15 protein-coding genes are annotated in these 14,857 nt (G+C 60.1%); 1 reads left to right on the forward strand and 14 read right to left on the reverse strand.

What is annotated here, in order from left to right:
• Window positions 1-45: 45 nt before the first annotated feature.
• From AS26_RS11660 to radA, 11 genes are all read right to left on the reverse strand, one after another.
• Window positions 46-588 carry a YacP-like NYN domain-containing protein gene (locus AS26_RS11660; protein WP_062309711.1) on the reverse strand — a complete coding sequence of 181 codons (543 nt, stop codon included), beginning with the start codon at window positions 586-588 and terminating at the stop codon, window positions 46-48.
• Window positions 563-1,330 carry a 23S rRNA (guanosine(2251)-2'-O)-methyltransferase RlmB gene (rlmB, locus tag AS26_RS11665; RefSeq protein ID WP_062309713.1) on the reverse strand — a complete coding sequence of 256 codons (768 nt, stop codon included), beginning with the start codon at window positions 1,328-1,330 and terminating at the stop codon, window positions 563-565. Before rlmB ends, AS26_RS11660 begins: the two co-directional genes overlap by 26 nt.
• Entirely contained in the window at window positions 1,327-1,740 is a 414-nt protein-coding gene (locus AS26_RS11670; RefSeq protein WP_062309715.1) for a Mini-ribonuclease 3, read from the reverse strand. Before AS26_RS11670 ends, rlmB begins: the two co-directional genes overlap by 4 nt.
• Entirely contained in the window at window positions 1,737-3,161 is a 1,425-nt protein-coding gene (gene cysS, locus AS26_RS11675; protein WP_062309717.1) for a cysteine--tRNA ligase, read from the reverse strand. Before cysS ends, AS26_RS11670 begins: the two co-directional genes overlap by 4 nt.
• A gap of 7 nt (window positions 3,162-3,168) precedes the next feature.
• A complete protein-coding gene (gene gltX, locus AS26_RS11680; RefSeq protein WP_062309719.1) occupies window positions 3,169-4,653 on the reverse strand; it encodes a glutamate--tRNA ligase in 1,485 nt (494 codons plus the stop codon).
• Entirely contained in the window at window positions 4,650-5,144 is a 495-nt protein-coding gene (gene ispF, locus AS26_RS11685) for a 2-C-methyl-D-erythritol 2,4-cyclodiphosphate synthase (RefSeq protein WP_062309721.1), read from the reverse strand. The genes gltX and ispF overlap by 4 nt, the downstream gene beginning before the upstream one ends.
• Entirely contained in the window at window positions 5,122-5,850 is a 729-nt protein-coding gene (locus AS26_RS11690; RefSeq protein WP_062309723.1) for an IspD/TarI family cytidylyltransferase, read from the reverse strand. The genes ispF and AS26_RS11690 overlap by 23 nt, the downstream gene beginning before the upstream one ends.
• Window positions 5,851-5,962: 112 nt before the next feature.
• Window positions 5,963-7,054, reverse strand: coding sequence for a PIN/TRAM domain-containing protein (locus tag AS26_RS11695; RefSeq protein ID WP_062309724.1), 1,092 nt, complete (start codon window positions 7,052-7,054; stop codon window positions 5,963-5,965).
• Between the two features lie 192 nt (window positions 7,055-7,246).
• Window positions 7,247-7,972: a CDP-diacylglycerol--serine O-phosphatidyltransferase gene (gene pssA, locus AS26_RS11700; protein WP_062309726.1), complete on the reverse strand. Its 726-nt coding sequence runs from the start codon at window positions 7,970-7,972 to the stop codon at window positions 7,247-7,249.
• Window positions 7,973-7,993: 21 nt separating this feature from the next.
• Window positions 7,994-9,073, reverse strand: coding sequence for a DNA integrity scanning diadenylate cyclase DisA (gene disA, locus AS26_RS11705; protein ID WP_062309728.1), 1,080 nt, complete (start codon window positions 9,071-9,073; stop codon window positions 7,994-7,996).
• Between the two features lie 9 nt (window positions 9,074-9,082).
• The gene (gene radA / locus AS26_RS11710) at window positions 9,083-10,429 is read right to left on the reverse strand and encodes a DNA repair protein RadA (protein WP_062309732.1); all 1,347 of its coding nucleotides are present in this window, start codon (window positions 10,427-10,429) and stop codon (window positions 9,083-9,085) included.
• 339 nt (window positions 10,430-10,768) lie between these two features.
• Here radA and AS26_RS14280 point away from each other — a divergent pair, with 339 nt between their 5' ends.
• Window positions 10,769-11,209 carry a YfmQ family protein gene (locus AS26_RS14280; protein WP_169793497.1) on the forward strand — a complete coding sequence of 147 codons (441 nt, stop codon included), beginning with the start codon at window positions 10,769-10,771 and terminating at the stop codon, window positions 11,207-11,209.
• Window positions 11,210-11,775: 566 nt separating this feature from the next.
• Here the strand turns inward: AS26_RS14280 and AS26_RS11715 are convergent.
• The 3 genes from AS26_RS11715 to AS26_RS11725 form a co-directional block, all read right to left on the reverse strand.
• Window positions 11,776-13,395: a methyl-accepting chemotaxis protein gene (locus tag AS26_RS11715; protein ID WP_062309734.1), complete on the reverse strand. Its 1,620-nt coding sequence runs from the start codon at window positions 13,393-13,395 to the stop codon at window positions 11,776-11,778.
• A 48-nt stretch (window positions 13,396-13,443) separates the two neighbouring features.
• Window positions 13,444-13,911: a chemotaxis protein CheW gene (locus AS26_RS11720; protein ID WP_062309730.1), complete on the reverse strand. Its 468-nt coding sequence runs from the start codon at window positions 13,909-13,911 to the stop codon at window positions 13,444-13,446.
• Window positions 13,912-13,940: 29 nt separating this feature from the next.
• Window positions 13,941-14,857: chemotaxis protein CheA (locus AS26_RS11725; protein ID WP_174519943.1), on the reverse strand; the 917-nt coding region annotated here is incomplete at its 5' end.

The raw sequence follows: 14,857 nt of genomic DNA on the forward strand, positions 1-14,857 counted from the left end.
CAGACAGCAAAATAGGCGTCAGGACGCCATTTTCGACACATTCCGCTATCGGCGCCGCCATCGTTCGAGCTGATTCGCGAGATCTGTCGTGAGCGCATCGCGCAGCGTCCGCCGCTCGCCCGCCGAACGGCGTTCCGCCTCGCGCTCGATGTCCTCCCTCATCCGTTCGAGCCGCGCCAATAGCTCGTTCGCGGAGATGCGCAGCGCGCCTCCGCCGAGCGCCACCTGTTGCTCGGCGGCATCCGACGTGGCCACCGTGATCTCCCGATATTCGTCCCGCAGTTCGTACACCAGCCGCTCAATCCGCGCGTCCGCCGTCTCCCCCGACTCCGTGAACACGATGCGCACCCCCGCCTGTTCCTCCTCGTGGCCCAGGCCCGGCCTGCGGTGCGCGTCGTACACGACAATCACGTCCTCGCCGTGCATCGCGCGATACTGACTCAACAAGTCCTCGATTTCGCGGCGAGCCTCCTCCAGATCCTCAATCTGCGTCAGGCTTCGTCCCGCCCGCCGCGCGATGACGTTGTAGCCATCGACAATCACGAGGCGCGCCAGGCGCCCCTTACGACCGCTGGCGGACCGCTTCATACAGCAGGACCCCCGCCGCGACCGAGGCGTTCAGACTCTGCACTCGGCCCAGAATCGGGATGGACACCAGAAAGTCGCACTGCTCGCGAACCCACCGGCGCATCCCATGGCCCTCCGAGCCAATGACCACGGCCGTGGGGCCCCGGTAGTCGACTTCGGTGTAGGGCACCTTGGCCTCCACGTCCGCACCGACAATCCAATAGCCCGCCTGTTTCAACCGCTCGAGCGCCTGTGCGACGTTCGCCACGCGTGCCACGGGCAGCGCCTCGAGCGCCCCTGCGGCGGCCTTCGCCACGACGTCGGTGACCTGCGCCTGCCGGCGCTTGCCGATGACCACCCCTTGCGCCCCAGACGCCTCCGCCGTGCGCAAAATCGCCCCAAAGTTGTGGGGATCCGCGATCTCGTCGAGCACCACCACCAGCGGCGCAAAGCCCGTCTCGCGCCGAACGACGTCGTCGAGATCGGCGTAGGCATACGGCGCCACCTGCGCGATGATCCCCTGGTGCGCGCTCGCCATCTCATCGAGCCGGCTGCGCGGCACGAACTGAACCACCACGCCGCGAGACCGCGCCTTCGCCACGAGGGCCTCCATGCCCGAAGCGCCTTCCGCCACCCAGACCTTGTTCACGGGCCGTTCGCTCTCAAGCGCTGCCAGCACCGCATGCCGGCCCTTGACGAGATCAGCCGCCTCTTGTGCGCGCGCCGACCGGTGCCGCGCGCCGTCTTTCATGGACATCTTCATGGCTCCCTCGCTTGGTTGTTTTGCGCATCGAGCGCCGCGAGCGCGCGGGCGGCGATCTCGTCAAGCCGTTCCCGCTCGCCCGTGGCGTACAGATAGCCCACGAGCGCCTCGAAGCCGGTGGCGAGCCGGTAGACCACCACATCGACATTGCGGCGCGTGTGGGACGGCTTCTGGTTCCGCCCCCGCCGAATCACGTCGCGCTCGGCATCGGTCAGGATGGGTTCCAGCAGCCGGAGAGCCTCAGCCTGCGCCGCGGCGGAGACGTACCGCGTCGCCTGTCGCTGCAGATCTCGCGGGCGGAGAATGCCGAGATTCAGACAGTGGTTGCGCGCATAGATCTCCCAGACCGCGTCGCCCAGAAACGCGAGCGCAAGCGGCGAAGCCTCATCCACCCGCCAGTCGACCTTCATGATTCGTAGCTCCAGCGGGTGCCGTACGGCGTGTCCTCGAGCACGATGCCGCGATGCCGAAGCTGGTCGCGGATCTCGTCCGCCCGCGCAAAGTCGCGCCGCTTCCGCGCCTCGGCGCGCTCCGCGATGAGCCGCTCGATCTCGTCCTCGAGGCGCGCCTCGTCCTTCTTCGGAATGCCGAGGACGCTGAGCAACTCGACGAACAGATCGCGGTACAGCCGGAGATCGCCCAAGTTCACACCGCCGTCCTCGAGGCGCGTATTGACCAAGCGCACGCCGTCGAAGATGGCTGCCATTCCGTCCGCCGTGTTGAAGTCGTCATCCATCGCTTGGATGAAAGCACGCCGGATCTGTTCCACGTCCGAGCGCGCCGCGTCCGACGGCACCTCCTCCGCGCGATCGAGCGCCCCGCGCATCGTCTGAAGGGCCTCCGCGCGGTGCTCCAAGTCCCGAATCAGACGGTCGATCCTCGCCAGCGCCTGCTCCGCCTGATCGAGCGCCTCCTCGGTGTAGTTCAGCGGGTTCCGGTAGTGCGCGGACAGCAGGAAAAAGCGCACCGCGCGAGGGTCCCTGCGGGCCAAGAGATCGCGGGCCATGATGAAGTTCCCCGTGGACTTGGACATCTTTTCGCCGTTGATGTTGAGCGTGCCGTTGTGCAGCCAATACCTCGCGAACGTCTTCCCCGAGTGCGCCTCGCTCTGCGCGATCTCGTTCTCATGATGCGGGAAAATCAGGTCCCGCCCGCCCGCGTGGATATCGATCTGCTCGCCGAGATACAAGTAGTTCATTACGGAGCACTCGATGTGCCAGCCTGGACGACCCGGTCCCCACGGGCTCGGCCACCACTCCTCGCCCGGCTTCGCCGCCTTCCAGAGCGCGAAATCCGCCGGATCGTCCTTCTCGTCCTGCACCTCAATTCTGTAGCCCGCGCGCATGTCCTCCGGCGACTGGTGGGACAGTTTCCCGTACTCCGGGAAGGAGGACGTGTCAAAATACACGCTGCCGTTTCGCTCGTAGGCGTGGCCGCGATCGACCAGATCCTGAATGAACCGAATGATGTCGTCGACGCACTCGGTGACCCGCGGGTGCACCGTCGCTCGGCGGATGAACAGCTTGCCTGCGTCTTCAAAGTAATAGCGGATGTTTTCCTCGGCCAGCTCGCGCGGGCTTATCCCGAGCTCGTGCGCGCGCTGAATGATGCGATCGTCGATATCCGTGAAGTTTTGCACAAACCGCACTTCGTACCCTCTGTACTCGAGGTAACGGCGGATGGTGTCGAAGACCACGAACATGCGCGCGTTCCCGAGGTGAAAGAAGTGATAGACCGTCGGGCCGCACGCGTAAAACCGCACCTTGCCGGGTTCGAGCGTCACAAGCGGCTCCTTCTTGCCCGTCAGACTGTTGTACAGCAGGATCCCCACGCCATCCTCACCTCCCCTGATGCTCCGGCGCGTTCGCGAGCGCGAGAGCCCGGCGCATGCGTTCCATCGCCGTCTCTCTCGGCAGAAGCGCCATCGATTTCTGCAGATCGGGGCCGTGCGTTTGACCGGTCACCGCGGCCCGCACGGGCATGTACAGATCTCGTCCCTTCACGCCAAGCGCGCGCCCCACCGCCTGAAAACGCGCGCGATTGGCCGCCTCATCCCAGGACGGGTCCTCTTCGCACGCCAAAAGGTACGCGCGCACCACGCGAGCCGCGCCCTCGGTCGCGAGCAGGGCGCGCGCTTCTTCATCGTACGTCACGCCGGGCTCGAGCCACACCCTCGCGGCAGTGAAAAACTCTCGCGCGCAGGCCAGGCCGTCCTGGACGAGGGCCACGGCCCGCTCGAGCCAATCATCGTCCACGTGCGGCGGGAACGAGTAGTTCAGATGCGCGGCTTGCTCGCGGATGAGCCGAACCGCTGCCTTCGGGTCGAGCGACTTGAAATACTGGTTCGCCATCCAGCGAAACTTTGCAACGTCGAACACGGCGCCAGCGCGGCCGACGCGGTCGAGATCGAACCGCGCGCAAAGTTCCTCCGGCGAGAAGATCTCGTCTTCGCCGCCGGGAGACCAGCCGAGGAGAGCCAGGAAATTCACAAGGGCCTGCGGGACGTAGCCCTGTTCGCGGTACGCCGATACCGGCAGGACGTTCGGATCGCGCTTCGACAACTTTTTTCGCGACTCATCGAGCACCACGGGCAGGTGGGCGAATTGCGGCGGCTGCCAGCCAAACGCCTCGTAGATCAGGAGCTGGCGCGGTGTATTGGACAAATGCTCCTCGCCCCGAATCACGTGGGTGATGGCCATGAGATGATCGTCGACGGCCACCTGAAAATTGTAGGTCGGCATGCCGTCCCGCTTGAGGATGACGAAGTCCCGCAGATCCTCGCGCGCAAAGACGATCTCGCCCCGGACGATGTCTTGCACGACGATGGGCGGCCCGGACGGCACGCGGAAACGGATGGCGTGCGGCTCGCCCGCCCGCACGCGCTGCAGCGCCTCTGCCGGATGGAGCGACGAACACGCCCCCGCGCAGGCGCCCGCACCGGGACCTGGATCCTCGTCGGCGTCCTCCTCTGGGCGATCCGCCTTCGCTTCCTCCTGAAGGCAGAAGCACGCGTACGCCATGCCGGATTCCAAGAGCTTCTGCGCATGCTCCCGATAGATACTCGTCCGCTCGCTGCACCGATACGGTCCGTACGGCCCACCGATGTCGAAGCCCTCATCCCACGTCAGGCCGAGCCAGCGTAACGCCTCCACAAACGCCTGTTCCACCCCGGCGACGTTTCGGTCCACGTCCGTGTCCTCGAGCCGCAGGATGAACTGCCCCCCGGTGTGGCGCGCGTAGAGATAGTTGAACAGCGCCGTGCGTACACCGCCGATATGGAGTTGGCCCGTGGGGCTTGGAGCAAACCGGACGCGAACGCTCACGGCATCCGCCTCCCCTCGTCGGATGGGATCACCAGGGCCACCGCCTGCGCGGCAATCCCCTCGCCGCGGCCGATGAAGCCCATCTTCTCATTCGTCGTGGCCTTGATGGACACGTCGCGCTCGCGAACCTGCAGCACCTCCGCGAGTCGCTTCCGCATCTCCGGCACGTGCGGGAGCAGCTTGGGCCGCTCCGCGATGACCATCACGTCCACGTTGCCCACGCGGTATCCCTCGCGCCCCACCATCCTGACCACCTCGCCCATGAGGGACAGGCTGTCCGCGCCCTCGAACTGAGGGTCGTCCGGCGGAAAGTGCTGTCCGATGTCCCCGAGGCCCAGGCTGCCGAGCAGCGCGTCCATGATGGCGTGCGCGACGACGTCGGCGTCCGAATGGCCGACAAGCCCAAACGGCGCATCGATGCGGACACCCCCCAGCACAAGGGGCCTGCCTTCCGCAATCCGATGCACATCATACCCGAGTCCTATCCGCATGTTCCGCCCTCCCCCACCGTTCGCGCGCCAGCCAGCGAGCATAGTCGAGATCGGCAGGCATCGTGATCTTGCCATTGAACGCAGTGGACGCCACGGCGACGACCGGCACGCCCGCCGCCTCCATCGCCCCGCTGTCGTCCGTGGGAGCGTCCTCGCTGCCGTAGTGGCGTTCCAGGTACACGCGCGAGACGAGATCGGCCCGAATGGCCTGAGGCGTTTCCGCGAGGAACAGCTTGTCCCGGGGGACGGTCTCTTGCACGAAACCGCCCTCCACGCGTTTGACGGTGTCTCGACATGGAGATCCGAGCACCGCCCCTCCGGCTCGCGCGGCGGCCTCAAACACGCGCCGCACATCCTCCTCGGCCACGAAGGGGCGGGCGGCGTCGTGAATGGCAAAGGCGGCCCGAGCCGCATCGACCCTGTGGCGCGCAACCAACTCGAGCGCGCGCTTGACCCCCGACACGACGGAAGCGTGGCGCGTCTCGCCCCCTTCGGCGAAGTGGATCTCGAGCCCCACGCCGCCGGCCTCCTCGCGCATGCGATCGACGTCCGCGGAAGACGCCACCACGACGATCTCGTCCGCGCCGCCGCGGATCATAGCTTCCACCGAGCGAAGCCACATCGGCCGTCCGGCGAGATCGAGAAACTGCTTTTTAAAGCCCATGCGACGGCCTTCACCGGCCGCCACCACAATGGCCACCCACATCCGCGTTCCCCTTTCCCCAATCCCCGACAGCAGAAAGGTCGAGGACGCGCTTTGCGCCCTCGCCCTCGCAACGTTACCATTGAACCTCAAATGCGCATGACGCGCTACCCGCTCACAGCGCCTTTTCCAACAGCTTCGGCTTGGCGAAGATCATCCGCCCGGCGGACGTCTGCAGCACGCTCGTGACCAGGACGGTGATCTTGCCGCCGATGTACTCGCGCCCGCCCTCGATGACGATCATCGTGCCGTCGTCGAGGTAAGCCACGCCCTGATTGTGCTCCTTGCCGTCCTTAATGACATGGACCTGCAGCTCTTCGCCCGGAAGCACCACCGGTTTGAGGGCGTTGGCGAGATCGTTGATGTTCAACACCTGCACGCCCTGCAGTTCGCAGATCTTGTTCAGGTTGAAATCGTTCGTCACGACCTTGCCCCGCATCTGTTTTGCAAGCCGAACGAGTTTCGCGTCCACTTCCTGGATGTCATCGAAATCGGTCTCCACGATTTGGACTTGGACCTTGGACTCCTTTTGGATGCGGTTCAGAATGTCGAGACCGCGGCGCCCGCGGTTTCGCTTCAGCGCGTCGGACGAGTCCGCGATATGTTGGAGCTCAGCCAAGACAAAGGACGGGATGACCAAGATGCCGTCGAGAAAGCCGGTCTCCACGAGGTCCGCAATTCGCCCGTCGATGATGACCGACGTGTCCAACAGCTTGGCGTCTCCGGGCCGCAGCCCCGACTTCTTGTCTCTGCCGTCGGAACGGTCGCGATCCCGCGAGAGCCGCCCCGCCAACAGGTTCCACAGCTCCTCTCGTTTCGTGAATCCGATGCGCAGGCCGAGGTAGGCGAAGAACACCGCGACAAAGAACTCCACCGCGACGCCGACCAAGGGGATGGCGCGGATTTCGGGCGAGAACAGGTATGCGACCACCAGCCCGAGGACCATGCCGATGGTTCCGCCCAAGATGTCCGCGAGAGGCGCGCTCTTCAGTCGCTCCTCCAGCCAGCGCAGGAGCGCGGACACGTAACCCGCGAGCGAAACGGTCGCCACCAAAAACAGCGCGCCGCCCACGGCGGCACCGAACCAATTGGTGGTTACAAACGAGCGATGCAAATGAAAAACATCCAAGAATAAGTCCGGACAAAGCTGATAACCTAGCAAAACACCGACAACGACGAAAAACAGGTGCACGACCTTCTTCATCATCCGACGTCACCTCCTATGCCTAGTATGCACGTCCGCGATTCCATCCTAACCGACACACTTCCAAAACACCTGGAATTTTGCCGACGGACGAGATCGTTCAGCGGGTTTGAAAAAATTGGAGCGCTGTGTTCAGTGTAACATGTTTCACGCTGCGGGTAAAGCAATTCCACGACCCGCACGAGCGCGAAAGAATTACTTCTTCGTGCCGTGGACCATGTCACCGTCTCCGTGCTTGCGGCCGCCAATGGACGAGCGAATAGCGTGCACCATGCCGTACGCGGCGTACAATCCGAGGACGGCGAAGATCAGGACGTCGGTGCCGACGATTTGGAACCGCAGGACACAGGCGATGAGAAGCGCGAACAACGGCACCAACACGAATATGGACCTGGGATACGACAGGCGCTTGAAGTTGGGATACGGGATCGAACTCACCATCAAGAGCGACAGGAGCACAGTGGCCGCGGACAGGATCATGGCCGCGGGTTCTAACGCAGACGAGGTCAGCGCAAGCGTGGCTTCGATGCCGCCCGCGGCCGTGATGGGCAGACCGATAAACGTGTCGGCGGGACCGCGCTGGGTGTGAAAGCGCGCCAAGCGCAGGGCGCCACAGAGCGGAAAGAGCATGGCGACGAGATCGCCCACCAGGCCCAGATGGCGCAGTTCCACGTGGTACATGATCATGGCCGGCGCAACGCCGAACGTCACGATGTCCGACAGGGAATCGAGGATGCGCCCGAATTCGCTTTCTGCGCGCAGCCACCGCGCGACGCGGCCGTCCAAGCCGTCGATGATCATGCCGAAGACGACGAAAAGCGCACTGAGGCCGACCCGCCCTGTCTGCAGGATCAGCATGGAACTGAGCCCAGCGACCAGGTTCAGGGCCGTCAGCGCGTTGGGAATCCATCGGTTAGACAAACTTCACGCCTCCCGGGCGGGTCAAATCTGACGGTCAATCAGCACTTGCTCCTGAATGCGTCCGAGCCCGTTTTGGATCATGCGGGCGCGGACCGGACCGACGCCCTCCACTTTGTCCAGGTCGGCCATGGAGGCCTTCAGGATGTTGGACAGAATGCCGAAATGCTCGACCAAATTTTCGATCACGGGCTGGGGCAACCGGCTGATCTTGTTCAAAATCCGGTAACCGCGCGACGGGACGCTCTCTTCAAGCTGGTTGACGCTCGGCGGATAACCCAGGATGCGCGCCAGCAGGGCTCCGTCGAGCAGCTCCTCGGAAGAGAGATTGTGAATCTGCGACATGATCTGATGCGGCGTGTGCGGGCACTCGGGATGAACAAAGTCCTTGATGAGCAGGTACGCCTGCTCGTCGACATCCGAGACGAGTTCCTCGAGCTGCATGCTGACCAGTCGGCCCTCGTTGCCCAGCTCGATAATATAGCGGCGAATTTCGTTGGTCACGCGCAGCACCGTTTCGAACCGCTGAAGCACGCGCGTGACGTCCTCCAGCGTCACGGCCTCCTCGAATTCCAGCGCGCTGAGGTCCGTGAGTTCCTGCTCCAGAACCGTTTTATATTTCTCCAGCGTCTGAAGCGCCTGGTTAGCCTTGGCCAAAATCACGCTGATGTCGCGCAGGACGTATTTCAAATTGCCTTGGTATAGCGTGATCACGTTGCGCCGCTGCGAGATGCAGATGACCAACTGACCGCTCTGGCGGGCCACGCGCTCCGCGGTGCGATGCCTGGTCCCGGTTTCCGACGTAGGGATGGTGTGATCCGGGTTCAGCGTGGTATTGGCGTAGTGCACCTTCTTCGCGTCCTCACTGATGATGATGGCGCCATCCATCTTCGCGAGCTCGTACAGGTGGGACGGCGTCAGGTCGCACTGGATGGCGAACCCGCCGTCCATCATGGAGAGCACCGTTTCCGTCGCTCCGACGACGATGAGCCCGCCCGTCTTGGCTCGCAAAATATTCTCGATCCCCTCGCGGAGAACGGTACCAGGCGCAACCATGCGCAAGATTTTGTTGATGGCGGCTTCCCGCTTGGCGTCGTCCTTCACAGTGTCACCTCAAAAGGCTTGATCGATCGCGTCCTGGACAGAACGAACCTGGACAATCTCCATGCCCGGCACGGCCTCGGGCACAGGCTGCCCAGCTGGAACCATGCAGCGCTGAAAACCGAGTTTGCGCGCCTCGCGAATGCGCTCGGTGAGCCGGGTCACGGCCCGCACCTCGGCCGTGAGTCCCACCTCTCCGATGTAGACCCCTTGCCGGAGCGGGCGATCGCGGTGGCTGGCCACGAGCGCCAACGCGATGCCGAGATCGGCAGCCGGTTCTTCCACGCGGACCCCGCCCGCGATATTGACGTAGGCGTCACACGATCCGAGCTGCATGCCGAGCCGCCGCTCCAAGACCGCCAAGAGCATGTTCATCCGCTGCAGGTCCGCCCCCGTCGTCATGCGCCGAGGCGTGCCAAACGACGTAGACGCGACGAGCGCCTGCACCTCGAGAAGGAGCGGACGCCGCCCTTCCATGGCGCACACCACAGCAGAGCCCGGGGCGATGTCGCGGCGCTCCGACAGAAATAGCTCAGACGGATTGGCAATCTCGCGCAGGCCGTCGTCCCTCATCTCGAAGACTGCGAGCTCGTTCGTCGAGCCAAACCGATTTTTGACGGCGCGCAGCACTCTATACATATGATGGCGATCGCCCTCGAAGTATAAGACGGCGTCGACCATGTGCTCGAGCATGCGCGGCCCGGCAATGGCCCCATCCTTGGTCACGTGCCCGACGATGAACGTCGCCATGTTCTCGGCCTTGGCGACGCGAAGGAGCAGGCCGGTGCACTCGCGCACCTGCGCCACGCTCCCGGGAGCGGAGGAGAGGCCAGGCCGAAACACGGTTTGAATGGAATCGACAATGAGAAATTGAGGCTTGAGCTCCACGGCCGCTTCCAGGGCTGCATCGAGATCCGTCTCGGCCAGCACGTACAATTCACCGTGAACGGCACCGAGGCGCTCGGCCCGCAGGCGAATCTGCGTGGCGCTCTCCTCGCCTGAGATGTAGAGCACGCGGTGCCCGTTCTTTGCCATCGCGTGCGACACCTGCAGCAGGAGCGTCGACTTTCCGATGCCGGGATCGCCGCCGATGAGCACAAGCGACCCGGGCACCACGCCGCCTCCGAGCACGAAGTCGCACTCGGACAGCCCCGTGCTCAGCCGGTTCTCCGCCTGGGCTGGAATGGACACCATCGGCTGTGGCACCACCCGCGCCTTGGACGGCGCGAATCGGCCGCTTGGGGCCACCTCTTCCTCCACAAGCGTGTTCCACTCGCCGCAGGCAGGGCATCGCCCCATCCATTTCACTTCCACGTGGCCACACATCTGGCACACGTATCGCGTCTTGACCTTCGGCAATTCGATTTCGCCGCCTTCCCACTCCTCATCAACATGATACAGAACTCTCCGCGTACGTCCATGCTGGAAGCGAAATTTCTGCGCGCAGGAGAGAGAAATCCAGAACATCTTGCAAGAAGCCTCCGCCACGCCACTTCCATGTAACCTTTTCTCATACGGTGTGCGTCTTACAAGTGATGTATATCGAAAGCAGGTCGCAAGTGATTGAGCGTAGCACGCCCTTTGGCGCATTTCATCGGCAGTTTTCTCCGAATTCCTTTATTTACCTTGCTAGCAACCAGCAGAAAGGGGCATTTTACGTCCCAAAGACTCGTGAATGTGCAGAAAGGAGTTATGAACTTGGCGATTCCAGCTTGGATAGCATACTTAGCTGCAGTGGTAATCCCTGTTTTGGTGCTTATAATCAATCCAGTGAGTGCATGGGTTAATCGATGGCTATCGTCCGTGTCAATTTATCCGACCTTGGAATCCTCTAAAACTCAGTCTGTGTCTTTGAATGGTGCAGAACTGTCTTCGGATGAACGCCTGCAGTTTATTCAAGCCTGGAATCAAGCCATCTATCTTACTGAACGGTCGGAATTTATGGGATCAACCTACAACCCCATAAGCATACGCATCAAGGAAGAAAGCCACACATTTTCCTTCACTGCTTTTTTGCTTGGAGAAGGCAAGATTCAGCTCATACGTCACTTGCGTAGACGAAACATCACGTTTCAGGTATCCTCCCAAGCACTCGAGGAGATTTTGTGCGTACATGTCGAACGCCAGAGCGTAGGTTAAGTGTTTCTAAGAGACACCGATGGCACTGATTCCGACGATGAGCTCCTCAGTGTGTCGTTCATGAATAATACCCCTCAGAGAAGGTCATTCCTTTCTATAGAACTTCTTGTTATTATTCTCTTTATATGGTTTATTTACAGAATATTTTACCTAACCTAATTCAATCCCTGAGCTTAATTCTTGTGCGCAATTCGTACACAGCCGCCCAAATTGCGTTGGTGCACCACATCTTTCACATGGGTACGTCATGTTCGGATATTGACGCAGCAAAAGTTTGCCCCTACGGATGAGATCGACGATCTCTTCATATGTTGCACTCGTACCTTGTGAGACTTCGTAGATGTTGGCCAGAGGGTGTTCTCTCAGGTAGTTGCGGATCTCGACGATTTTATTTTCTTCTTCATGGATACAACTCGGCCCGTGTTATTGAAGAGTCGCCCACATCGCGTGGAGTTGGCAAGTGCCACTCCTATCCCTCCGGTTTCTGTTACATCCATTATTCCATCGTTTCGGGGTAGTGCTGTGCCGCTAGCCCTGCCAAGTGCTAGCGGCCTGTAAACTATGCATTATGGCGATTGAAGCTCAAAACGCTCAATGATCGCACGTAGATCCCGCGTTGACTGGAATACCACCGATGCCGCTCGTGCGACTTCCTCCGTAATCGCATACTGTTCTTCGGTTGATGCACTGATTGACTCGGTTTGTTCTCGTACGACGTTCGAGAGTGCATGAGTACTTTCTAAGATCTCGATCATCTTTTTTCCGCTTTGGAATATATCGTGAATCACGGAGCGAAGGTGTGCTGTATCCTCTGCAACATCCGAGATCGCGTGATGAATATTTGTCAGAACACTACCTGTTTCGGTGGCGGCAGTCATACCCTCTTGGATAGACGTCGCTGTTTGACTCATGTTATTGCGTACCTGAGCAAGAATGTTGGGTATTTGAGCAACCTGCATCTTGATTTTCTTGGTATGTTCTGAAGACAGATTGGCTAACCTACGCACTTCCGTTGCGACAACTGCGAAGCCTCTCCCATGTTCGCCGGCTCGAGCAGCTTCAATGGATGCATTGAGGGCCAATAGATGTGTGTCCCTTGTGATCTTCTGAATCGTCGAGAGAGCATCCGCCATCACGGACATAATGTGATCGAGAGAGTCAATGGATTGCGAAAGGCCCGTGGCTTGGTCCACAATGGCTTGCAAACGTTCTACCCAACGTGCAGACGAAGCATTTCCTTCTTCTGCTCGCTGCATTGCATCTTTGGCCGTAGACGCTACAGCCTGTATAAAGTCGTTGAGCTCCTGAATTTGTTTCTGAACATGGTGCACCTCGGTCATCGTGTCCTGCATATGCTGCGTTTGCTCTTCAGCGCTGACGCTGGTGGTTTGCATGGAAGCGGCAATGCTTTGCAGAGCGGCAGTACTTTGCTGCGCACTGCTTTCGAGTTCTTGGGCACTATCCATCAATTGATTTGAGGCATTCATCATCCTACGGAGCATATCTTCGAATCCGATCACCAGCTTATTCAGTTCAAACGCCAACTGCCCGTACTCGTCACGTGTTTTAGGATGCATACGTTTGCCGAGACGACCATGACTGATTTCACGCATGAACGCGATCCAGCTCTTATAATGCACTTCGAATCGAATAAACTCTATCAGCGCAAAGACGGTTGCAACTGCGCACAACCCCGCAGATACGGCATGCAAACGTGGGTCAACGAGAGCGCATGTAATGCCGGCCAATTGTGCTAAGAAAAAAGGGATAGGCCCTTTGAATCTTCGACTCAAAGTTGGAAATATACGTCCAGAACGAAGTACATAAGGTGATTGTCCGTTAACATAAACCGGTGTGGAGATATCGATAATCCGTTCTCCCGTGTTACGGGGATAATCAAATGCGGAGGTCTCCGTGATAGAGGCACACTTCAACCCAACCTCGTCCGTAAAATAGACACCTTCTCGCAATCGATTCGTATGCACTTCCGCATACCCATCTCGTCGAATGAGAAAAAAATACTCCAGATCGCCTAATAGTTCATCTAGCTTCGCTCGAATATCGTGCTTAGCTTGATCCGTTAGTCCCCCGTACTGTGTGATGAGTCTCTCGACTTCTCGGGCGGCCCGTTCAACGGACTGCCATTGCTGATGTAATTGGCGTCGTGAAAATGGACGTTGAGTCATGTTAACCTCCATGCGATGTATTTCCATCTGCCGCGAAACTCAGGCGGTTTAACTGATGATGAACTCTTCAATCTGCTTCAGCTGCTCCAATTCGGCCGCAGAAAAAACACAATTCAAATTGAGCAGAACCAACAGCTCATTTTCTACACGAGCTACGCCCCTTAGATACACCGCTTGTAAACCACCTACGACGGCCGGTGGAGGTTCAATGGTCTCGAGTGGAATCTGAACGACGTCTTCCACGCCATCGACAATCATGCCAACAACTCTGTCTTCGACTTCTGCGATCACAACACGCATTTCGTCAGCGTTCTGCGCTCGATGCGCCAATCCCACACGTTCTGCGAGGTCGATCACTGGCACGACCGCACCGCGTAAGTGGATCACGCCTTTGATGAAGCTCAACGTGCGCGGGACAGGTGTGATCTCCCCGAGGCGTTCCACCGATTGCACCTGCGACACATGCGCGCCATAGCGCTGGTCACCCACCCTCATGATCACATAGGACTCCACCATGGATCCCTCCTCAATCCATTCGATTTCTCTCACCCGAATTGCCCAATAGACCGAACGTCTAGAATGAGCGACACTTTTCCGTCGCCGAGAATGGTCGCTCCCGAAAATCCACGGACCCCCTCCAGGTAACGACCAAGAGACTTGTTCACAATCTCCAATTCATCCAGAACCCTGTCGACGACCATCACGAGCTTCTGCTTCCCACTCCGACATACAACCGCAGTCTGCGGGAACATCCATTGTTTCACGCCAAGTCCAAGCCACTCCGCCACGTCGACAATCGGCACAACCCTGTCCCCACTTGGATATACAGGCTCGTTTTGCACATACCGCACGTCTGCTTCTCGGAGTCGTACGACCTCGTCCACATTCGCCGTGGGAATCGCAAATGTCTGCCCTCGCACGGAGACAAGAAGCGCCGGAAGAACCGCGAGCGTAAGCGGCAATTCGATCACAAACGTCGTGCCTCGACCGAGTTCCGTATCGATGCGGATTTTCCCACCGAGCGACTCCACTTTATCGCGCACCGCGTCAAGCCCGACGCCCCGACCGGAAATGTCCGATACCTCTTTCGCCGTGCTGAATCCGGATCGAAACAACAGTTCATACACGGCCTCGTCGGACATGGACGCGCCTTCCTCGGGCGTGATCACGCCTTTTGTTATCGCAGACTGAAGAACGCGCGTTCGATCGATGCCTGCGCCGTCATCCGCAACCTCGATATAGATGTGTCCACCAGACGCATAGGCCGACAAACGAACGGTTCCACGCCGCGGCTTTCCCTGCTGTTCACGCACCTCCGGAGGCTCAAGACCGTGGTCAACCGCGTTGCGCAGCAAATGGACAATGGCCTCGCCCATCTCTTCAAGCACGATGCGGTCCATTTCTGTCTCGAGCCCCGTCATGACAAAGTCGAACTCCCGATTGAGCTTCCGTTCCAGATCCC

Origin of the sequence: Alicyclobacillus sendaiensis NBRC 100866, assembly GCF_001552675.1 — a bacterium.
Classification (GTDB): Bacteria; Bacillota; Bacilli; order Alicyclobacillales; family Alicyclobacillaceae; genus Alicyclobacillus; species Alicyclobacillus sendaiensis.

What these genes read in the sequence shown, in the direction of transcription:
- AS26_RS11720 (WP_062309730.1), bottom strand. Translation starts at nt 13,911, where the DNA reads ATGGTGGAGTCCTATGTGATCATGAGGGTGGGTGACCAGCGCTATGGC.
- rlmB (WP_062309713.1), bottom strand. Translation starts at nt 1,330, where the DNA reads ATGAAGATGTCCATGAAAGACGGCGCGCGGCACCGGTCGGCGCGCGCA.
- AS26_RS11670 (WP_062309715.1), bottom strand. Translation starts at nt 1,740, where the DNA reads ATGAAGGTCGACTGGCGGGTGGATGAGGCTTCGCCGCTTGCGCTCGCG.
- AS26_RS11715 (WP_062309734.1), bottom strand. Translation starts at nt 13,395, where the DNA reads ATGACTCAACGTCCATTTTCACGACGCCAATTACATCAGCAATGGCAG.
- AS26_RS11660 (WP_062309711.1), bottom strand. Translation starts at nt 588, where the DNA reads ATGAAGCGGTCCGCCAGCGGTCGTAAGGGGCGCCTGGCGCGCCTCGTG.
- AS26_RS11690 (WP_062309723.1), bottom strand. Translation starts at nt 5,850, where the DNA reads ATGTGGGTGGCCATTGTGGTGGCGGCCGGTGAAGGCCGTCGCATGGGC.
- AS26_RS11695 (WP_062309724.1), bottom strand. Translation starts at nt 7,054, where the DNA reads ATGATGAAGAAGGTCGTGCACCTGTTTTTCGTCGTTGTCGGTGTTTTG.
- ispF (WP_062309721.1), bottom strand. Translation starts at nt 5,144, where the DNA reads ATGCGGATAGGACTCGGGTATGATGTGCATCGGATTGCGGAAGGCAGG.